Origin of the sequence: Endobacter medicaginis (genome assembly GCF_014192375.1) — a bacterium.
Taxonomy (GTDB): Bacteria; Pseudomonadota; Alphaproteobacteria; order Acetobacterales; family Acetobacteraceae; genus Endobacter; species Endobacter medicaginis.
Genome location: NZ_JACHXV010000052.1, coordinates 1 through 2,952, shown reverse-complemented (window position 1 = coordinate 2,952; position 2,952 = coordinate 1). Strand labels below are relative to the sequence as shown.

General features: G+C 62.2%; 2 protein-coding genes and 2 pseudogenes. 2 read left to right on the top strand and 2 right to left on the bottom strand.

From position 1 onward, the window contains the following. Positions 1–132 precede the first annotated feature (132 nt). A pseudogene (locus FHR90_RS17085) lies at positions 133–555 on the top strand (DEAD/DEAH box helicase); the annotation flags it as partial. On the opposite strand, the pseudogene FHR90_RS17080 reads toward FHR90_RS17085, so the two are convergent. Beyond that, positions 504–743: pseudogene (locus FHR90_RS17080) on the bottom strand (IS3-like element ISMtsp5 family transposase); the annotation flags it as partial. The pseudogenes FHR90_RS17085 and FHR90_RS17080 sit on opposite strands and share 52 nt — an antisense overlap. Between FHR90_RS17080 and FHR90_RS17075 the strand changes: the two are divergent. After that, entirely contained in the window at positions 735–959 is a 225-nt protein-coding gene (locus tag FHR90_RS17075; RefSeq protein WP_176625585.1) for a hypothetical protein, read from the top strand. The pseudogene FHR90_RS17080 and the gene FHR90_RS17075 sit on opposite strands and share 9 nt — an antisense overlap. 211 nt (positions 960–1,170) lie before the next feature. Here the strand turns inward: FHR90_RS17075 and FHR90_RS17070 are convergent, their stop codons facing one another. Continuing rightward, complete coding sequence (locus FHR90_RS17070; protein WP_176625583.1) at positions 1,171–2,619, bottom strand: hypothetical protein; 1,449 nt, start codon at positions 2,617–2,619, stop codon at positions 1,171–1,173. Between the last annotated feature and the right edge of the window lie 333 nt (positions 2,620–2,952).

Here is a 2,952-nt window from a genome sequence, read left to right as displayed (position 1 = left end):
GACGTGCTGGACGTGTCCGAGCGGCGGGTATGCCGCGTGCTCGGCCAGCACCGGTCGACGCAGCGCAAGGTGCCGTGCGGGGCAGATGACGAAGAAGCTGCAACACCGCGTCCCGCTTGCGCTGTCGGCCAGCACCTCGGCCAGCTCATCGCCCGCAACAAGACGCATATCGTGGCGATGACCGGCTCCTATTTCCGGGGCGACGCCGTGCCCGTGCTGGCCCCGCAGGACGAGGCGAAGTTCGAGCCCGTCACCTACACCTATTACGAGCAGCTCAACGGCTACGAATATCTGAAGCAGCTCGACATCGGCTATTTCTTCTATTCCGGCTCCTATGCCGACAACATTCTCGCCGTCCTCGACCCCGCCGAGAAAACCATCATCCATATTCCGAGCGTCAACTCGCGCGAAAGCACGAAGGACAAGATCAAGGAAGTGGAGCACATCATCGGCGCTCTCGGCGATTGGCAGGGCATCGACGCCGCCACGGGCTTCCAACTCGTCAAAACGCCGGATGGCCGGACGCTGCGCATCGCCGATTTGGTCGATGACGACGCGAACACGCCCTTCATGCGCAGTCGTGCCCAGACCTTGCGGTGGCCCTCGCCGTGGAAGGGGCTGCCGGTGAGGATGGCGCGGATCTGAAGGAGCAGCGCCCCATCCGGCATCGGCCCGACCGGGCCGGGACGCCGCGCGAGATCGGGCGCGGCCTCCGACCGGGACGGTGACGTGAGGTGCCGGTGATCGAGAAGCAGCGCGCCGCAATGGTGTCGGCCGGCATGGTGGCGTGCCATGGGCGCGTGCAGCGCGAGGGCGAGGTCGTGCACGTCGTCATGGACCGGATCGAGGATTTGACGCCACTGCTGCGCACCGTGCGGGCGGAGGGGGCGCCCGAGGAGGATTTCGTTGGCAGCAGTACGCGACAGGAGATCGGTGTTGGGGCGCGCGATTTCCGATAGCTGCCGTCTACCATGGGCCGGAAGTGGACGGTCCGGTTTGGAATGCGAGGCAAGGGAAGCGGACATCTTGGTGATTAGATGCTGTTCGCCGCCTAAGCCCGCACAGCTGGCCCAAACATCAAGCGGCAGGTTGGCGTACCTGCCGTTTTGTGCAAAACGGGGGCTAGCACCCAACCCCCTTCCAGCAGCGCAACGCCGCCCCTCTGCCGCGTCACGCTGTCATAAAGCTGTCCAGGTCGGCCTCGCTGGCGATGAGCACTGTGGCCTTCACACCCATGGCCAGCGCCAGCTCCACGCTGCGGTCGATTAGACTCGTGTTAAGGCGAACGTCGAAGGCGGCGGTGGTCAGGCTGCCCAGGCGGTTCAGTTCAGCGGTGACGGTCGCCAGTGCAAGCTTTAAGGCGTCGTCTAGTTTGGCCCTGAACGTGTCCATGTCGTCACGCAGACGCTGGGCAATCCTGGCGCTTAAGCCCCTGGTGAACTCAATGACCAATTTGCCCGCCAAGCTGCCGATGACGGCGCCCAGGATGGGGATCGGGATCAGTACCTGGCCAACCACCGTAGCCACGCCAACGATGGCAGATTCCGCGCAGATGATCAGGCTTGTTTCGACGAACTCGTTGAAGCTGATGTCACCCTTGCGAAGAGCGTTGCTGAGCGAGGCAATCCCCGTGGCCGCGCTCACCACGGCGGAAGCTAACGGGGCGGCCATTCCCGCATAGTTGGTCGTCAGGTAGATGGCCCCGGCGGCGACGCTTCCCCCGATCGCACCCTTGGCCGTGTCGACTCCGACCTCCTGCCAGTCGGCCGCGGTGAAGTCGCCTCGGAAAACGTTCTTGCCCGCCTTGAGCTTGGCGTAGAGGCAGGTCGTCAGGGAAAGGGTCCCGCCGACAGCCCCGCCCATGAGCGCGGCCTGCGCGGCCCCCTGGAGCGATGGCTTGTGGTCGTCGACGATCTTGTCCTTCAGTTCCTCGTTTTTCGAGATGAGATCCTTCTGTTCGTTGTCCAGTGTCGTCGGTGCCCGGACGATCTGCACGTCCGAATAATCGGAGACCGATGGCTGGACCACCTCGGTGAATGGCTTGCCTGCTTGCTGCTCTATCTGCTTCGCGAGCTGCCTGATAGCTTCCTCGCTCTTGCTACTTAATCCCTCGATGTGACCCCCGTTAAGCAAGGTCTGGATCGCGCTGTGGGTGTCCTTTGGAATGATGTAGAATGAGCCGTCCGAAGTGAATTCCGGATAGGCGCCCATGTGCTTAAGCACGTGTCGCAGATTGTTGGGTACGCCATTGATGAACTTCGATTGGACACCGATACCGTTGATTCGATAGTCGACTGGACCGGTGCGATGAACGCCCTCAAACGTTGCCGTCATGGCCTCCTGGGAGAGAGCCTGGCGGGCATTGCGGATGCCGACCTCCATGTTCTCTGCTATCTCGCCGTGCTTCGTGAACTCGGGGCCCAGGATGTTTTGGGGGCGGGACAGGGTATCACGCACCTTGTTTATCTCATTCAGCGCGGAGTCGAACGCGGCATCCTGCGCCGCCAGCTTGATGCCCTCATTGATGACCCGTCCATCGTTGAAGGACTGAACGATGATCCCAGCGGCTTGGTCCAGGACAAGGCGATGCCCACGGCTGGCGGACGCTTCCGCGGTCATCCCTCAACCTTCCTGTTCAGGAGTTCGGATAGGGAGTGGACATGGTTGATGAGTGCGCCCAGCCACTCTTTCTGGACTCTGCTGAACGCGCGATAGTCCCCCGGGGCCTGTTCCTTGATCTGTGCCAGCAGCGCGGTGATACCGTGAACGTGTTTCTTGGTCAGATTAAAGAGATGTTTGATCGCACGTAGAGATACGGTGAGCGCAGCAATATGCGTCTCGATCTTGTGGGTCTCAGTGAGCGGCCCCCACTGGGTGGTCCGGGATGAGTGTTAGTGCATTGTCGTCTCCGCCGCCATTGCCGGTCGGAGGTGGAGCGAAGCGGAACCGGAG

Bases quoted from the DNA above. Each gene is read 5' to 3' on its own strand.
- FHR90_RS17070 (WP_176625583.1), bottom strand. From the start codon at position 2,619: ATGACCGCGGAAGCGTCCGCCAGCCGTGGGCATCGCCTTGTCCTGGAC.